The organism is Pseudomonas sp. AC463 (assembly GCF_979253585.1).
The window spans coordinates 92315-107564 of record NZ_CEEDDZ010000003.1 but is presented as its reverse complement, the minus strand read 5'-3'; the positions used below and the strand labels follow the sequence as shown (position 1 = coordinate 107564).

The 15250-nt window shown below is 63.5% G+C and carries 10 protein-coding genes and 1 pseudogene; 5 read left to right on the top strand and 6 right to left on the bottom strand.

Translation table 11 applies throughout. The features are described from left to right. Positions 1-84: 84 nt before the first annotated feature. On the top strand, positions 85-2517 hold the full coding sequence (locus tag AC0IYH_RS04500) for a TonB-dependent siderophore receptor (RefSeq protein ID WP_471833078.1): 2433 nt from the start codon (positions 85-87) through the stop codon (positions 2515-2517). Between the two features lie 229 nt (positions 2518-2746). Further along, positions 2747-3379, top strand: a complete 633-nt coding sequence (yfcF, locus tag AC0IYH_RS04495; RefSeq protein WP_471833077.1) for a glutathione transferase — start codon at positions 2747-2749, stop codon at positions 3377-3379. Here the strand turns inward: yfcF and AC0IYH_RS04490 are convergent. Then, positions 3354-3626: a hypothetical protein gene (locus tag AC0IYH_RS04490; RefSeq protein ID WP_116628841.1), complete on the bottom strand. Its 273-nt coding sequence runs from the start codon at positions 3624-3626 to the stop codon at positions 3354-3356. The two genes, yfcF and AC0IYH_RS04490, sit on opposite strands and share 26 nt — an antisense overlap. 132 nt (positions 3627-3758) lie before the next feature. Here AC0IYH_RS04490 and AC0IYH_RS04485 point away from each other — a divergent pair, with 132 nt between their 5' ends. Together AC0IYH_RS04485 and AC0IYH_RS04480 are read left to right on the top strand one after the other, a co-directional pair. Continuing rightward, positions 3759-4403 carry an ATPase gene (locus AC0IYH_RS04485; RefSeq protein ID WP_471833076.1) on the top strand — a complete coding sequence of 215 codons (645 nt, stop codon included), beginning with the start codon at positions 3759-3761 and terminating at the stop codon, positions 4401-4403. Between the two features lie 34 nt (positions 4404-4437). Further along, positions 4438-4770 (top strand): hypothetical protein, encoded by a 333-nt coding sequence (locus AC0IYH_RS04480; RefSeq protein ID WP_116629033.1) that lies wholly within the window; start codon positions 4438-4440, stop codon positions 4768-4770. A 74-nt stretch (positions 4771-4844) separates the two neighbouring features. On the opposite strand, the gene AC0IYH_RS04475 is transcribed toward AC0IYH_RS04480, so the two are convergent. Then, positions 4845-5591, bottom strand: a complete 747-nt coding sequence (locus tag AC0IYH_RS04475; RefSeq protein ID WP_116628843.1) for a creatininase family protein — start codon at positions 5589-5591, stop codon at positions 4845-4847. 29 nt (positions 5592-5620) lie between these two features. Then, a complete protein-coding gene (locus AC0IYH_RS04470) occupies positions 5621-6334 on the bottom strand; it encodes a murein L,D-transpeptidase catalytic domain family protein (protein ID WP_116628844.1) in 714 nt (237 codons plus the stop codon). A gap of 38 nt (positions 6335-6372) precedes the next feature. On the opposite strand from AC0IYH_RS04470, the gene AC0IYH_RS04465 reads away from it, so the two are divergent. After that, positions 6373-7977 carry a L,D-transpeptidase family protein gene (locus AC0IYH_RS04465; RefSeq protein WP_471833075.1) on the top strand — a complete coding sequence of 535 codons (1605 nt, stop codon included), beginning with the start codon at positions 6373-6375 and terminating at the stop codon, positions 7975-7977. Positions 7978-8119: 142 nt separating this feature from the next. On the opposite strand, the pseudogene AC0IYH_RS04460 reads toward AC0IYH_RS04465, so the two are convergent. From AC0IYH_RS04460 to AC0IYH_RS04450, 3 genes and pseudogenes are all read right to left on the bottom strand, one after another. Next, positions 8120-9625, bottom strand: a pseudogene (locus tag AC0IYH_RS04460) (ABC transporter ATP-binding protein/permease); the annotation flags it as partial. Further along, positions 9622-12378, bottom strand: coding sequence for a M16 family metallopeptidase (locus AC0IYH_RS04455; RefSeq protein WP_471833074.1), 2757 nt, complete (start codon positions 12376-12378; stop codon positions 9622-9624). The gene AC0IYH_RS04455 and the pseudogene AC0IYH_RS04460, both read right to left, overlap by 4 nt. 27 nt (positions 12379-12405) lie before the next feature. Beyond that, positions 12406-15228 carry a secretin and TonB N-terminal domain-containing protein gene (locus AC0IYH_RS04450; RefSeq protein WP_471833073.1) on the bottom strand — a complete coding sequence of 941 codons (2823 nt, stop codon included), beginning with the start codon at positions 15226-15228 and terminating at the stop codon, positions 12406-12408. Positions 15229-15250 lie beyond the last annotated feature (22 nt).

Here is a 15250-nt window from a genome sequence, read left to right as displayed (position 1 = left end):
TTTTATCTTTCGCTGATACCTTTTTCGTTGTCGCGCGGTGTAGGGGAGAACCCTCAACGTTGCACCGCGCCGACAGGAATGCCCATGACCTTCACACCGCACCCCATTCGCCCCTTGAAGGCCTTGAGCCTGGCCGTTGCCTTGGCGGCCATCGCACCACTGCACAGTGCCGTGGCCGCCGACGCCGCCGCGACCAGCGCGGCGCGCAGCTACACCCTTGCGCCGGGGCCTTTGGGCAATGTGTTGGCGCAGTTCGCGGCGCAGTCGGGGGTGCCGTTGTCGTTTGACTCCACGCTGCTCAATGGTCAGCAGAGTGCAGGGTTGCAGGGCAGCTACACCGCGCAGTCCGGTTTCATGCAGTTGCTGCAAGGCAGCGGCTACACCTTGCAAAGCACCGGGGCGAACGGTTACACCGTAGTGCCCGAGGCCACCGGCGATGCGCTGCAACTGGGCGCCACCACCATCAGCGCCGAGGCGAGCGGGGCGCAGGCTGACACCTACGGCGGTGGCCAGGTGGCGCGCTCGGCGCGGCTCGGTGTGTTGGGTAATCGCTCGATCAGCGACGTGCCGTTCAGTGTGGTCAGCTACACCGCCAAGACCATCGCCGACCAGCAGGCACGCACCGTGGGTGATGTGCTGCTTAACGACGCGTCGGTGCGTCAGTCTTCGGGGTTCGGCAACTTTTCCCAGGTGTTCACTATCCGTGGCTTGCCGCTGAGCACCGATGACATTGCCTTCAACGGCCTGTACGGCGTGCTGCCTCGGCAGATCATCACCACCGAGGCGCTGGAGCGCGTCGAGCTGTTCAAAGGCCCGAATGCCTTCGTCAACGGTGTGTCGCCGGCCGGCACCGGCATTGGTGGCAGCGTCAACCTGGTGCCCAAGCGCGCCGAAGACATCGCCACCCGCAGCGTCACCCTCGACACCACCACCGACGGCCAGGCCGGCGGCCACCTCGACCTGGGCCAGCGCTTTGGCGAAGACAACCGCTTCGGCGCGCGGGTCAACCTGGCCCGGCATGGCGGCGACACGGCTATCGATGATGAATTCAAAAGCTCGCAGCTGGTGGCCATTGCCCTGGATTACCGTGGCGAGCGCCTGCGCGTGTCCACCGACTTCGGCTACCAGAAAGAGCGCATCAACAATGGCCGCTCGGTGGTATACCCCAACGGCACCAAGGTGCCCAAGGCTCCGTCGGCCAAGCACAACTACGCCCAGGACTGGAGCTGGTCGGAGCTGGAAGACACCTACGGCATGTTCAACGCCGAATATGACTTGAATGAAAACTGGACCGCCTATGTAGGCGGCGGCGCCAAGCACACGCGGGAAAACGGCCAGTACTCGTCGCTGTACGTGGGCAACAACGGCGCCGGGCAGGTCGGCTTTTTGTACTCGCCCCACGATGAAGACAACAAGAGCGCCATGGGCGGCTTGAACGGGCATTTCAACACCGGCTCGGTGACCCATCAGATGAACTTCGGCTTGTCGGGGATCTGGGGAGAGCAGCGTTCGGCCTTCGAGGCGATACTGCGGGCCAACCGCCAACCGGGTAACCTGTACAACCCGATCCAGACTCCGCGCCCGAGCGTGACCTACTTCGGCAGCGATATTCATGACCCGCGTATCGTCGGCAAGAACCGCATGAAGAGCGCGGCGGTGTCGGATACCTTGGGCTTTATCGACGATCGCGTGTTGCTGACCGTGGGCGTGCGCCGCCAGACCATCGAAGTGGACGCGTGGAGCACCACCGCCGGCGTGCGCAATGCCAATTACGACGAATCGATCACCACGCCGGTCTACGGCCTGGTGGTCAAGCCGTGGGGACACGTGTCGTTGTATGCCAACCGCATCGAAGGCCTGGCGCAGGGGCCGACATCGCCCTCGACCGGAGTGACCAACCCGAATGTCACCTTCGCCCCCAATCGCAGCAAACAGACCGAAGCCGGGGTGAAGCTCGATTGGGACAGCTTTGGTGCAACCCTTGGGGTGTATCGCATCGAGCAGCCGAACAGCTCCACCCGCACCAACCCCAATGGCAGCAGCACGTTCAGCGTCGACGGTGAGCAAATCAACAAGGGCGTGGAACTCAACGTCTTTGGCGAACCGGTCGACGGCTTGCGCCTGCTGGCCGGTGCGACCTGGATGCGCACCGAGTTGCAAAACACCTCCAACGGCCTCACCGACGGTAACCGCGCCGCCGGCGTGCCGCGTTTCCAGTACAACCTCGGTGCCGATTGGGACATCCCGGGCATCCAGGGCGCGGCGGTCAACGCGCGGCTGTTGCGTACCGGGGGTGAATACCTCGACGCGGCGAACAATCTGAGCATCCCGGCCTGGACCCGCGTCGACCTCGGCGCCCGCTATGGCTTCAAGGCCGACGACAAGTACATCACCCTGCGCGCCAACGTCGAGAACGTGGCCGACAAAGCGTACTGGGCCTCGGCCTCGACCGCCAACAACTACCTGACCCAGGGCGAGCCCCGCACGGTGAAGCTGTCGGCCACGGTGGATTTCTAAGCCACACAGGAGACCCAATGTGGGAGGGGGCTTGCTCCCGATGGCGGTATGTCAGGCATGTAGATGGCGACTGACCCACTGCTATCGGGGGCAAGCCCCCTCCCACCTTGAGTCGGGCGGCTTTGCCGGCTAGTGCGCTATTCCCACCAGGAATGCCCCCATAAAAACCCTGCATTGTCTTTCTGCGCGTACATCTCGTAGCGTTAAGGCTCATTCAAGGAGAGTGCCCATGAGCCAGAGCCCGCTGCGTCTATATGTTGATTCGATCTACACCAGCCCTTACGCCATGTCGGTGTTCGTCACCCTGCGCGAAAAAGGCCTGGCCTTCGACCTGCTTACCCTGGACCTGGACGCCGCACAAAACCAGACGGCCGACTTCGCGCGGCTGTCTGTGACCCAGCGGGTGCCGACCCTGGTGGAGGGCGATTTTGCGTTGTCGGAGTCTTCGGCGATCACCGAGTATCTGGAGGACACCTACCCCGGCACGCCGGTGTACCCGGCCGACCCCAAGCAGCGGGCGAGGGCGCGGCAGGTGCAGGCGTGGTTGCGCAGCGACTTGCTGCCGATTCGCCAGGAGCGCTCTACCCTGGTGGTGTTCTGCGGGCAGCAGATGCCGCCGTTGTCGCCGGTGGCTGAAGCGGCTGCCAGCCGTTTGATCAATGGCGCGCAGGTACTGCTGGCGGGTAACCCGGCGAACCTGTTTGACGAGTGGTCGATTGTCGATGTGGACTTGGCGATCATGCTCAATCGCCTGATCCTCAACGGCGACAACGTACCCGCCGAGCTGGTGGCTTACGCGCAACGCCAGTGGCAGCGGCCCTCGGTGCAGGAGTGGGTCAACCAGCAACGTCCTGGGTTGTAGCGCCCGCGGTCATCTGCGCTACGCGCCGGTCGAGGTCCTCCCAGTCGGCCATGCCCAGCACCCGCGTGGTGTTCAAACCACGCAGGTAGCCACGCAATTGCTGGGCGCTGGCGTTGGCTTGCGCGGTGTCGGCAGTATCGTCTTGCAGCACGTTTTCATAGTCGACCAGGTAATCGGCGACCCGCTCGCGAAACTCCGGCAGGACGGCTTCGCGGATGCGGTCGAAGGTTTTCTGGTGGGGCTTCATGGCGTGGTCCTTATAGATTTTATGGGTGCACTATCGGTTCAGATAATAGTCACCATCACGCATCGCAAGTTCTGTTTTTGCCGGGAAAGCGCAAAATCGCCTCCATCGAGACGCTGTTCAAGGAAATGCGCGATGAGGACGATTATTCAGCTTGGTCTAATGATTCTGATGCTGGGCACCGTGGTGGTGAACAATGCGGCAATCGCCGCTGAACCACCTACCGGCCATTTGCTACCTATCGTTGGTAGCGTAGACTCCCTCCAGCGCGCGCAATCGGTGGGTGTATTGCTGAGCGATAACACCCGCGACAACCTCAGCTACCTTGAACGCTACCACGACATGGCCTTGAATGGCGCCAAGGGTGCCCTCGACGGGCGTATCCGCCAGGCGTTCGTCAACAGCTCCGACCCGGAACTGGCCATTGACTGGTTGATGAGTTCGCTGCAAGGCACCTTTTTGTCGGTGACGGTTTACGACAACCTGGATGCCCTGGTGCAGGCGCACCCCGATGTGGTGGTGATGCTCGATACCCATAATCAACTGCTGACCCAGCGTAACGATCAGGTCGAGGCGCGGTTTGTGGCGCGGTTCTATGACGCCAACCTGCAATACATCGCCAAGGCAGAGGGCTCGATGCACAAGCAACTGCCGTCGGTGTGGGTGCGCGATAAGGCCGCACCGGAGATTGCCGCGCAGATCGAGCAGCAGCGGGATGTGCAGCTCGATGCCTTGAAGCAGTTCGATGCATCGCTCAAGGCGCTGGTTCGTGCGAGTTGAAATGAACTTTTATTTTTATCGTCAGGATTTTTTCATGCGCTCTTTATTTGTACCGGCCGCCACTCTGTTGCTGGCCGGCTGTGTTTCCGCCCCTAACGCTCCAACCATGACCCTGCAAACCAGCAAGGGGCCTGAAGCCTATGTGCAGTGCGTACTGCCCAAGCTGGAAAAACACGGCATTACCTCCACCGTGACGCAGAACTCGCGTCACGCCAAGGTGGTGTTGACCAGCAAGATTGCGGCAGATGATGTGCTGGAGGCCTACAAGGCCGGCGACGGCGGCAAGGTGTTTTTGTATGAGCGCAAGCCGCTGGCCTCGGCACTGACGCCGTCGCGGCTTGAGCTGGCAGCGCAAGAGTGTAAGTAACACACCATTCAAATGTGGGAGGGGCGGTGCGACGATTCGACTTGCCCCCTCCCACATTTTGCTATGTGTTTGGCTTAGGGTTTGGCTTCGTTGCTGAAGTTGTCAACGACCTTGACCAGCCCAGTCGCCGCCAACTTCACCAACTCACCGCCTTTCTCCACCGTCGCCAGAGCCGGGTCCGAGCCCATGCGCCCGTCGGGGAAGCGTGCGCGGAAGTCCAGGGCTTCGCGGATCGGCCCGGTGTTGGCGATTTGTGGCGAGTAGTCAGCCGACTTGATCGATTCCGGGTACGCCCATTGCGTCACCGCAATTTCCGACGGTGTGGCATGGCTGCCATGGCCGACCGGGAATTGGCGGTGGGCCAGCTCGCTCACGCCTTCCAGGTCCCACCAGTTCACCAGTTTCAGCGCAAAGCCGGCTGGGCGACGGGCGAAGCTGGCTTCGGCGTACAGCTCGGAAAACGCCGCTTCAATTGTCGCGATATTGCCGCCATGGCCATTGAGGAAGAGGATTTTCTCGAAACCATGCCCGGCCAGCGAACGCACCCAGTCACCAATCGCGGCAATAAAAGTGGACGGGCGCAGGGAGATGGTGCCGGGAAAACCCAGGTGATGCTGGGCCATGCCGATATTGAAGGTGGGGCCGATGAGGATGTCGGCGTTTTTCTGCGCCGCATGGGCGATGATTTCCGGGCACATCCAGTCGGTGCCCAGCAGGCCGGTGGGGCCATGCTGTTCGTTGGAGCCGATGGGGATCACCACCGTGCGGCTGCGCTCCAGGAACTGCTCGATCTCGATCCAGGTGGAAGTATGTAGAAGCATTCGACGCTCTCTTTTATCGGTGGCTCAGGCTATCCGCCACGGATTGTACGACTACTCGCCACCTGCTGGGGCTTGCAATTGAGTAGCGTCGAAGACTTCAGCCAGCGCTGGTCGGGGTACCAGGAAAACATGAACTGGCCATCCTTGAGCTTATCCACCACCTGGCGCGCCACTTGCGGACGCACGGCCGGGCAACCCTGGCTGCGGCCGATGCGGCCTTCGCGCTTGCTCCACAGCGGGCTCACATAGTCAGCCGCGTGAATCACGATGGCGCGGTCGCGGGCCTGGTCGTTGAAGCCTGGCTCCAGGCCGTCCATGCGCAGTGAATAGCCGTGGGTGCCGAGGTAACTTTCCTGGGTACGGAACAGCCCCAGGCTGGATTGGTGGCTGCCTTCGAGGTTGGAAAACTGGGTGGCAAAATTTTCCCCGGACTTGGCCCCATGGGCCACCAGGTCACGCAGCACCAGGGTCTTTTTGCGCAGGTCGAAGATCCACAGCCGACGAGCGGTAGAAGGCTGGGAATAGTCAATCACGGCCAGGCGCTCGGAGCGTTCCTCGCCACTATTGACTGCACATTGCACCGCGTTCAGGGCACTTTTCAGCACAGTCGGATTGAGTTCTGGAGCCGAGCGCGCCAGGCTGCTATACAAGGTAGGAGGGTTGCCATTGGCGGCGAGCGCAGAATTGCTCAACACAGCCAGGCTTACGGTGATCAAACCCAGGCGACACAAAAAAGTCAGCATCTACAGTACAGCCCCCGCTGTGGATTGGAGCAAAGCTATTGTTCAAAAAACACGCATGTTACTTGAGCATTTGCCTGCTCGTTGCACCATTGGTCGCGACAGCCGACGCGCTGCCGGACGCCGCATTACCCGTGGCCCCGCCGATCCTGGTGAATACGGCGCCGGTGCAACAGGCCCTGGCGCAACTGGCCAGCGTTTGCCCCAGCCTCGCGCCGCAGGTCGACGCCGCCGTCCAGTCGCGACTGCAAGCCTTTTACCAGCAGCAGGGCGACGTGCCGCTGTGGTCGGCTGCCGAGCGCCGCGACGCGTTGCAAGCCCAGCTGCTGCTGCTCGCCGACGACGGCCTGGACCCCACCCACTATAGCCTGCCTGCGCCAGACGCCACGGCCAACGTGCTGTGCAGCGATATCGCCAGCAGCCGTCAGTACCTGCAAGCCTTGCAGGATCTGCACTACGGCCGGCTGCAGCAGTCACGTTTCGAACCCCTGTGGCATTCCCAGCCACCGGCCCACGACCCCAGCACCGAAGTGCTGGCGTTCGCCGCCGTCGGCCTGCAAGACATGGCCCAGGCATTCGACCAGGCACGCCCCAGCGCCGACCTCTACCGCAGCCTGCGCAACGCCTATTCCAGCGTGCGCCTGCAACCGTTGCCGCATTGGGACCCGATCGCCAGTGGCCCGTTGTTGCGCCCCGGCATGGACGACCCGCGCGTACCGGAACTGGCGCGACGCCTGCACAGCGGCGGCTATCTGGCCAACGAGCCCAAGGGCGGCGGCCAGCAATACCGGCCTGAACTGGTCACGGCGGTCAAGGCCTTCCAGCTCAGCCATTCCTTGCAGGCCGACGGCGTGATCGGCGCCGGCACGGTGACCGAACTGAATATCAGCCCGGCGATTCGCCGCGAGCAACTGCGCATCAACCTCGAACGTTTCCGCTGGCTGGCCCAGGACCTGGAACCTGAAGGCGTGCTGGTCAACGTCGCCGCCGCGCAATTGAGCGTCTACCAGAGCGGCATCCCGGTGTGGCAAACCCGCCTGCAAGTGGGGCGCGCCGAGCGCCAGACGCCGCTGCTCAAATCGCGCATCACGCGGCTGACCCTCAACCCCACCTGGACCATCCCGCCGACCATCATGCGCGAGGACAAACTGCCGGCCATCCGCCTCAACCCCGAGTACCTGCGCCAGCAGAACCTGCAAGTGCTCGACGCCGAAGGTCACCCGCTGGCGCCGGAGCAGATCGACTGGGCGCGCCCGGGCAATATCCTGCTGCGCCAGGAAGCCGGCCCGCGTAACCCGCTGGGCAAGATCGTGATGCGCTTTCCCAACCCCTACTCGGTGTACCTGCACGACACCCCGAGCCAGCCGCTGTTTACCAAAGGCCCGCGCGCGTTCAGTTCGGGGTGTGTGAGGGTAGAGCAGCCGTTGCTGCTGCGCGACCTGCTGGTGACCCCGGCCGAACGCGCGCGCACCGATGAACTATTGGCCACCGGTGTGACCCACGAATTCAGGCTGGCCACCCCGGTGCCGGTGTTGCTGGGCTACTGGACGGTTGAAGTGGATCGCCAGGGCAGCCTGGTGTACGCGCCGGATATCTATGCACGGGACCTTGCGCTGATGAAGGCGATGGGTTCCCAGCCTCTATAGAGGACGGCGACCAGGTGCGATCGAACAGCGCCACCAGTGCCGCCTGATGGCTGATGCCGATCACCGTGCAGCCAGGCAGTTGCGCGCGCAGCAGCACCAATAAGGCGTGGGCGCTGGCCTCGTCGAGCTGGTTGGTGGCTTCATCCAGGTACAGGGTGTCGGGCGCATACAGCAGCGCCCGCGCCAGGCCGATGCGCTGTTGCTCGCCGCCGGACAGTTCCCGCGCCCATTCGCTTTGCTCATCCAGCCGTGTCGCCAGGCCCGGCAAACCGACCTGCTGCAACACGGCCATCAAACGCGCCGCACTCGGTACCTCAACCGCCGGATACGCCAGCAGGTTGCGCAACGGCATGCTCGGCAGATAAGGCTTTTGCGGCAACAACAGGCTGCGCCCCGGCGGCAATTGCCAGCCGCCCCGGCAGTACGGCCAGATGCCCTGCAAGGTACGCAGCAAGGTGGATTTGCCAATGCCGCTGCGCCCGGCAATCAACAGCCATTCGCCTTGCGCCACCTGCACCGACACATCCGCCAGCAGCACGCCGGCGTCCGGGCGCAACACGTCCAGGCCGCTCACGCACAAACAATCGCCGACCACCGGTGCCTTGGCCTGGCAGCGGCTGGCCGCAATCGCCTGCTCAAACTGCCCCAGCCGCTCCACCGCCGAACTCCAGCGCATCAACTTCGGGTAGAGCTTGATAAACCAACTGAGCGAACCTTGCACCGCACTGAACGCGCTGCGGATCTGCATCAGCCCGCCCAGGGTGATGGTCTTGGCCAGAAACGCAGGCATCGCGGCAAACACTGGAATGATCAGGCTCAGCCGGTCATAGCTGACAACAAACAGGCTGAGGTTGCGCTCGCGGCCCATCAACTGGCGCCAATTGCGTGCGATGGCGCCGAAGCGCTCGGCCAGGTGCTGGCGCTCCACCGCTTCGCCACGGTACAGGGCGATCTGCTCGGCGTGCTCGCGCTTGCGCAACAGGCTGGCGCGAAAGTCCGCCTCGTAGTGCTGGCGGTCCACGTTCAAACGGTGCAACGGGCGGCCGACCCAATGAGTAATCAGGCTGCCGGCCAGGGTATACAGCAGCACGATCCACACCAGGTAGCCCGACAGGGTGACGCTGTACTCACCGACAGTGAAGGTTTGCACCCCGGAGAGCTGCCACAGGATGCTCATGAACGCGCCTACCTGGGCCATATTGACAATGAACGATGCGACCAGCTCCACGCTCAGGTCGGCGACCATGTCCACGTCTTCGCTGATGCGCTGGTTGGGGTTGTCCGGCTCGCCGTTCAACCCCAGGCGGTAAAAGGCCTGGTCGGCCAGCCAGGCATGCGTGAAATGCTCGGTCATGGCCTGGCGCCAACGCAGTACCAGGGCTTTGCGCACCCAGTCCAGCGCGACCACGATCAGTACATAGGCGCCCAGGTACATCACGTAACGGCCCATCAGCGCATACAACGCGGGGGTGTCGAACGCGCCAAGGGTGTCGTAGAAGCTCTTGCTCCAGGCGTTGATCAATACGTTGATCTGCACGAGCAGCAGGCCCATGCCGATGATGCTGGCCAGCATCAGCCAGCCCAGCCATTGGCTGCGCTGGCGCCAGAAGGGCGCGACCAGGCGGTAGAAGGTTCGCAGGCTGTTCACTGGGCGTCCGCCTTGGGCAGTACGCGCAGCAGCACTTGGTTATGCGCCGGGAACAGCTGGCTTGCCAAGGGTTTGAGCAGCTCGATGCGCAGGCCATCCGGCAATGCGGCCTGGCGGCTCAAGTAGCGTGGGTCTTGCCAATGATGTTCGCTGAGCACCAGGCGACGCCATTGGGTGGTGGGATCGAGCAGGCGTTTTTTCTCCTGACGACGCAGTTCGGCGCGTTCGCCCGCGACCCATTTGGCGTCTACCGATTGGCCCAGTTGTGCCAGGGTTTGCTGGGCCAGGGCCCACAGTTCCTCGGCGCGTTGGGGATCACAGGTAAAGCTCAACTGGCTTTCGATGCGCTGGGTGTCGGGGTTCAGTTCGCTGTCAAAACGCAGGCGATACACCCCGGAGGCTTCGCCGCGCAGGCGCTGCTTGAGTTGCTGGTTGGCCAGCTCACGCAGCGCCGCGACACGCGCAGCGGCCTCGGGCGACCAGGGGTGTGCGCTGAAGCTGCTGGCTTCGAGCACCACGCGCGGCTCCAGCGCGACGGCCAGGTCGGCACGGCGTTGACCGGGCTGTTGCAGGGCAGGGTGGGTGAGGGGGGCGACGCCGCGCGGGATATTCGCCAGCTGTTCACGCACGACGGTTTCCAGTTGGGCGGGTTCGATGTCGGCCATCAGGTAGTAGGTGACCGGGGCCTGTACCAGTTGGCGCCAGTCTTCAGTCAAGGTGGCCGATTGCAGCGGCTCCAGGGCGGCCTGATCGGGAGTCTGCCAGGTGTCGGCGCCGTAGCGCAGTTCACGGCGGGCGACGGCGATGGCGTCCGGTCGGGTGCTGGCGCGGCTCAATAAGTCATCGCGTGCGGCGCTGAACAGTGCCTCGTCGATCACGGCATTGACCTGGCTCTGGCGGTAGCTTTGCAGCACGGTGGTCAACCCACTGATGGAAGGCTGGCTGCTCGCGCTCAACTGCAAGCGCGTGGCGCTGTGTTCCAGGCTCAACGTCGCCTTGTGCTGCTTGCGCCACGCCTCCAGCCCCGGCGCGCCACTTTCGCTGCCCAGTTGCGCGGCCATTTGCAGGCGCCAGCCCGGCACGTCGCGGCGGTTGAAGCCGGCGGCGGATTCCGCTTGCAGGCGCCACTGCCCGTTGTCGGCATTGCGCCGCAGCCACACCAGGCGGTCGCCGTTGCTCAGTTGCCAGTGTTCGACCTGTTCGGCGGCAAACCGGCGTTTACCCGTGACCTTGCCGGGTTGCCCCGCAGCCGGTGGCGTGAAGGTGACCACGGGTGGCGCTTCGGGTGCGACAAGCTGGGGCGCCGTCAGCGAGGTCTGGGCGATGCGCGCGCGCAGTTGCTGCACTTCATCCACCGTGGGCAAGCGCACCACGCTGCTACCTGGCGCGGTCAGTTGCAGTACCTGGTCGGGGCTGTTCAGCCAGCGCTGCAACCGTGTGTTGATGGCCGCGAGGTCGATGCTGTCGAGGGCTTGCAGGGAGACTTGCGCGACCTGATGGCTTGCCACCACGCTGCGGTTCTGCACGGCCGCATCGTTGAGGGTGGTCACCCATTGTTCGAAGGTGCGCGACTCGTCCTTGGCGAGCATGCCGTCTGCCAGTCGACGGATCTTCGCCTGCTCATTGCTCAGGTCCTGCGCAGTGAGGCCGTGTTGGCGCAGGCGTTCAAGCTCGGTCAGCAGTTGCTGCAAGGCGGCGTCGTGATGGGCGCCTTCTACCCCGGCGGCAATGCCGAGCACGCTGGAGTGTTCACCGATCAGGGTCTTTTGCGCGGTCAGGCTGCGCACGCCCGGTTGCAGCGGCTGGCGGCGCAGTTGGTTCAACAGGGCCGCGAGGGTGATGCGGTCGATCAAGCGCTCGCGGGTCGCATCGGCGCTGGCGCCACGGCTGTCCGGTTCGTGCAGGCGAAACAGCAGCGACACCTGGTTGCTGCCGGTTTGCGGGTCTTGCAGGCGGAAGATTTTCAGCTGGCCGTCAAGCGGCAGTTCGCGGTGCTCGCGCTCCGGCAAGGGCTTCGCCTTGGGGGCGCCAAACGCCTGCTCGATCTGCTGCGCCAATTGCTGTGGGTCGAAGTCGCCGACCACCGAGAGGATCATGTTGTTGGGCACGTACCAGCGTTGTTGAAAACGCTGCAAGGCTTCCAGCGAGGCTTCGCGAATCGCCGTCTCATTGCCGATGGTGCGGTGCGCCGGGTAGCGCGAGCCGACCCGCTGCGAGGCCGCGCGTTGGTCGTTCATGCGCTGCGCCACACCGAGGCCGCCGCGCCATTCTTCGATGACGATCGGGCGTTCGCGCTCCAGGTCAGCGGCGTTGTAGTCGCCGGCGAACACCAGTTTGGACAGCATCGACAGGGCCGCGGGTGTTTGCGTGCTGCCGGCCATCGGGCTGAGCAAATACTGGGTGCGGTCGTAGCTGGTCATCGCGTTGAAATTGCGCCCTTGCACCCAACCCAGTGCAGTCATCTGCGCGCGCAAATCCGTGGGCTGGCCAGCGCGGCTGCGAAAGGTCAGGTGTTCGAGCATATGCGCTACGCCGACCTGGTCGTCGTCTTCATCCACGGAGCCGGCGCGTACGGTCAGGCGCAGGTCGAGGCGGCCGGCCTGGCTGCTGTTGCGCACCAGGCGGTATTCCAAGCCATTGGCCAGTGTGCCGCGCACCACTTGGGGTGCCCATGGCAACGGCGCTTGGGTGACGGGCGCTGCGCACGCGCACAGCAGCAGCGGGCCGAGCAGGCCTGCAAGAATCTTGTTCATAGGGTGTCCAGGCTAATCAGGGGTGGATTAGAAGCGGTAGCCGACTTCGAGCCAGTATTGGCGGCCGATCTCATAGGTGACGGTGGAGCTGTTTTTGCCGACGATCTCGTTGACGTGGTCGGTGACGTTGGTGATATCCACGGCGGCAAACAGCGCCTGGTCCTTGCCGGTGGGGATCTCCCAACTGACGCGCATGTCCCAGGTGGGCGCGGCCTTGACCTCGGCAGAGTCGTACACCGCCAGGGTTTCGTCACCGACCACGGCGGTGGCGCTGGTTTCGACGATCTGTTCGTAGGCTCCGCGATAACGCAGGAAGTTACTGACGGTGAGGTGCCACTGCGGGATCTCGGTGATGGTGGTCAGGCGCGCGGTCCAGGGGCGGTTGAAATCGCCGGCGGGCAGTTCGCTGTAGGCCATGCGCTTGCCGTCGTAGATCACATCGTCGTCGGCGAACTCGCCAGCGTCGACGATTGATTCGTAGGTGCCGTAGCCGTCCTTGGTTTGTGACCAGTCAAAGGCCGCCTGCACGCTGGTGCGAGTGCCCTGCCATTTGAATTCCTGCTTGGGCGTGATGGTCAGGCTGATGTTGTCGGTCTCGCTGGAACCGGCGTTGGTGTAGGTGTAGTAGATGGTGTCGTAGCCGGCGGCGGCGCCGGTGCCCAGCACGCGGTTGGAGGCACGCACGATCTGGTCCTTGCCCTCGCGGTGCACGTATTTCAGGCGAAAATCGGTGTCGAGCCACACTTGGTCAAGGCCCAGGGTCCACTCGTCATCGTAGGGCACGTTGAGGTCCGAGAATTTGTTCTGGTTCTTGCCCTGCACGGCGGTCCAGGCGCCGCCCTGGGTGGTGCGGGTGTAGCGCGTGTTGAAGGCCTGGCGACCATCGGCGAGGCGATACTTGAACAGGTTGCGCCCGTAGTAGCGGTTGGCGCCGAACACCAGCACGGTGCTGCGGTCGCCGAAGAAGTCGTAGTCACCGGCAAAACGTGGCGCGAGGTTTTTGCCTTCCATGTAGTCGTCGCCCTCGAAGCGCACGCCAGGGCGCAGGCCGAGCTTGCCGATCTGGATGGCGTCTTGCAGGTGGAACGCGTACTTGGTTTCGGTCAGGTCCAGCTTGCCGGCGCCATACACGTTGATGGTGTTGGCCCACTGGCGTGTGTTGCCGTTGAGCATCAGGCCGATGGAGCAGAGCGGGTCGTTGTTGAGGCAGGTGGCGATATTGTCGCGTCTCCCGACCAGCGCCGAGGTGGCGGCAGTGCCGCGCTCCCAGGTGGCTTCGTTGCGGGTCAGCTCCATGCCGCCGGTGAGCTGATGCTCGGCACCGCCCCAGTTGAACGCTTGCCACTCGGCCTTGAGTTTGTAGTCGATGCCGCGTTGGGTCTGGTCCAGGTCGCCATACGCGCCTTCGCCGCTGCGTGAAGTGCTGGACAGCGGAATGCCCCAATTTTTCACGCTGGAGTAGTACCAGCCGATCATGTCGGTGGACTCGGATTCGCGTGAGCTGTTGAGGTCGGTCAGCGCCACGGTGTGGGTCCAGCGCGCCGAGTCGCCTTCCCACACCGCCTTGAGCGAACCCTGCCAGCCGCCGTTGATATTGGTGAAACCGGAGTTGATGTAGTTCTCGCGGAAATAGATGTTTTCCTGCGGCGCCTTGATGAACGACGCGTCCAGGCTCAGGCGGTCGTTGACGTTCCAGTAGGTCTTGAGCATGTAGTTGTCGAGCTGGCGCGTCTGGTCTTTTTCGTTGTCGCCATTGGGGCTGGTGTAGCCGTCGGCATAGCGGTTGAGCGGGATCACTGAGCGCTTCTGCGAGAAGCTCAGAATCCCGCCGAAATCCTCGGTGAGGTGGCCTTCGAGCATGCCGCGCATTGTGGTTTTCTTGAACTCGGGCTGGTATTGCTCGTTGGAGGCGTTGTCGAAGGCTTCCTGGTCCTGGGCGGTGATGTGGTATTTGGTCCACGCCGATTGGGTCATCGAGTAGGACACCTTGCCGTGCAGGTCCTGGCTGGGGCGACGGGTGATCGCATCGACCACGCCGCCGTTGAAACCACCGTATTCGGCCGGCACGTTGCTGTCGTAGACCTTCACTTCCTGCAGCAGGTCGGCGTCCAGGGCGATGCCGTGGGAGCGGCTGGGGGCAGCGTCGAACTGGCGCGTTTCGTTATAGCCGTGGGCGCCGGGGTCGATGTCGTTGTTGATCGAGATGCCATCGATCATGAAATTGTTCTGGTAGAACTTGGCGCCGTTGATGCTGATGTCGGCCGGATCGATTTCACCGGGGGTGTTGGAGCTTTTCTGTTCACTGCTGAACTGCACGGCGGGGTGCATCTGCAGCAGGGTGGTGATGTCACCGTTGGCACCGGGGAAGGCCTGGATCGCGCGTTGGTCGATCACGGTGGCGCCCTGGAACGAGTTCTCTTCGGTGAAGCCCAGCACGATGGTGTTGTCCAGCGTCAACGGGCCGGCATCCGCACTCGGCAGGCGATGGAACATCAGCGCGCCGTCCTGGTAACTCCAGCCGATGCCGGTGCCTTGCAGCAGGTAGGCGAGGGCGGCGTCGTTGCTCATGTCGCCATTCACACCCGGGGAATTCACGCCCTTGAGCAGTTGAGGGTCGACGCTCACCTGTTGCCCGCTCTGTTGGCCGAAGGCAATCAACGCGCCAGCCAGGGGTTGGGCTGCAATGCTGAAACCGTGCGCCGCTTTATCCGCAGTGTGTGCCTGCGCCATGGCTTGCGGCACCGCGCCGAACGCGCAGCACAGGCCGAGCAAACCGGCGCCGGCGGTGTTTTTCAGGCGCAGCGGCCAGGGCCCGCGCTGCCCTGGCAAGCGGTGAAGGGTGTGAGTCATGCAAAGGTCCCCGCGCCGGCAA

Bases quoted from the DNA above. Each gene is read 5' to 3' on its own strand.
- AC0IYH_RS04500 (WP_471833078.1), top strand. From the start codon at position 85: ATGACCTTCACACCGCACCCCATTCGCCCCTTGAAGGCCTTGAGCCTG.
- yfcF (WP_471833077.1), top strand. From the start codon at position 2,747: ATGAGCCAGAGCCCGCTGCGTCTATATGTTGATTCGATCTACACCAGC.
- AC0IYH_RS04490 (WP_116628841.1), bottom strand. From the start codon at position 3,626: ATGAAGCCCCACCAGAAAACCTTCGACCGCATCCGCGAAGCCGTCCTG.
- AC0IYH_RS04485 (WP_471833076.1), top strand. From the start codon at position 3,759: ATGAGGACGATTATTCAGCTTGGTCTAATGATTCTGATGCTGGGCACC.
- AC0IYH_RS04480 (WP_116629033.1), top strand. From the start codon at position 4,438: ATGCGCTCTTTATTTGTACCGGCCGCCACTCTGTTGCTGGCCGGCTGT.
- AC0IYH_RS04475 (WP_116628843.1), bottom strand. From the start codon at position 5,591: ATGCTTCTACATACTTCCACCTGGATCGAGATCGAGCAGTTCCTGGAG.
- AC0IYH_RS04470 (WP_116628844.1), bottom strand. From the start codon at position 6,334: ATGCTGACTTTTTTGTGTCGCCTGGGTTTGATCACCGTAAGCCTGGCT.
- AC0IYH_RS04455 (WP_471833074.1), bottom strand. From the start codon at position 12,378: ATGAACAAGATTCTTGCAGGCCTGCTCGGCCCGCTGCTGCTGTGCGCG.
- AC0IYH_RS04450 (WP_471833073.1), bottom strand. From the start codon at position 15,228: ATGACTCACACCCTTCACCGCTTGCCAGGGCAGCGCGGGCCCTGGCCG.